The organism is Moorena sp. SIO4E2 (assembly GCF_010671945.1).
Lineage (GTDB): Bacteria > Cyanobacteriota > Cyanobacteriia > Cyanobacteriales > Coleofasciculaceae > Moorena > Moorena producens.
In genome coordinates, this window is record NZ_JAAHIE010001383.1 from 1 (window position 1) to 1,111 (window position 1,111).

The following is a 1,111-nucleotide window of genomic DNA, read 5'->3' on the forward strand; positions in this document are numbered from 1 at the left end:
TACTATCCTGAAGCAGACACTCTACACCAGCTCTCGTTTGCTTCTGCAAATTTGGCTATTTCTTGTAACACTTGATTAATTTCTGTATGTGGAGTCCATTCCCACACCTGTTTTGCCTTCGCGGCATCCAGCACCATCCAAGCAATGTCAAAAGGTCGTTCTATATCGGTTTGAAGTACCTTATTAGCCCCAAAGCGATCTTCACACCAATCACTTAATTGCCGCAGTGACATACTATTGCTCACCCCACCACTTAAATTCACAGTTCGGGGTTTATTCGTCACTAATGGCTCACTAAATTGCTGCTCTAACAAAGGGACTAAATCTTGAGGATGCAAACAATCCCTTACCTGATAGCCATTACCGCCAAAACCAATATATTTGAGCGCTCGCTTTTCGCGGAAACTATGAATCCAAAAAGCAAAAATCCCCTGTCCTGGATGACCGAATTGTCCAGCACCAGCCATTACTCCACAGCGGTTAATCCACACCGGAAAATTAAAAGTTAACCCATATTCCAGTGCCAGTGTTTCTGATGCTAGCTTAGTTGAACCATACAGCGAGACCGGCGGAGCCGTTGAAAATGCTTCACTAATCCCCTGCTCACTCAATCCCACTGGCCAACTAGAAGAGCTATCTACACAAGGTCGAAAAGCCCGGTCATGCACCTCTACCTTTAATTGTGCCAATGGTGGAATCGAATATACCCGGCTGGTTGAGAGGAGTATGAAACCTGCATTCCAACGTTTGCACGCCTCCAGCAAGTTAATCGTACCACCCAAGTTATGGTCAATCAGTTGACGACTACTCGATTGACCATCAACCCCTGCCAATACACTGGGGTTCGCCGCACAATCAATCACCCAGTCAAACGGACCATTAGCTTCCAGGTCGCTGGCATTACGAATATCACCATGAACCACCTTCACCCCTTGTTTAGTCAAAATTTCACGGTTTAGCCAAGAGCCTGACCGAGATAGGTTGTCAATACCCGTAATGGCTAAATCTGCTTTATGGTCAAGTAACGCTTTAGTCAGGGTACTACCCACAAAGCCACAAATTCCTGTAATAAAAAGTTTCATAAAATCCCTTAAACCGTTAAGCTGCCACC

The 1,111-nt window shown here is 45.4% G+C and carries 1 protein-coding gene; it reads right to left on the minus strand.

Annotation, left to right across the window (positions count from 1 at the left end; all coding sequences use genetic code 11):
- Positions 1-2: 2 nt before the first annotated feature.
- Positions 3-1,082, minus strand: coding sequence for an NAD-dependent epimerase/dehydratase family protein (locus tag F6K37_RS43845; protein ID WP_287293820.1), 1,080 nt, complete (start codon positions 1,080-1,082; stop codon positions 3-5).
- Positions 1,083-1,111 lie beyond the last annotated feature (29 nt).

Coding starts and splice junctions, on each gene's coding strand:
- F6K37_RS43845 (WP_287293820.1), bottom strand. CDS start 1,082: ATGAAACTTTTTATTACAGGAATTTGTGGCTTTGTGGGTAGTACCCTG.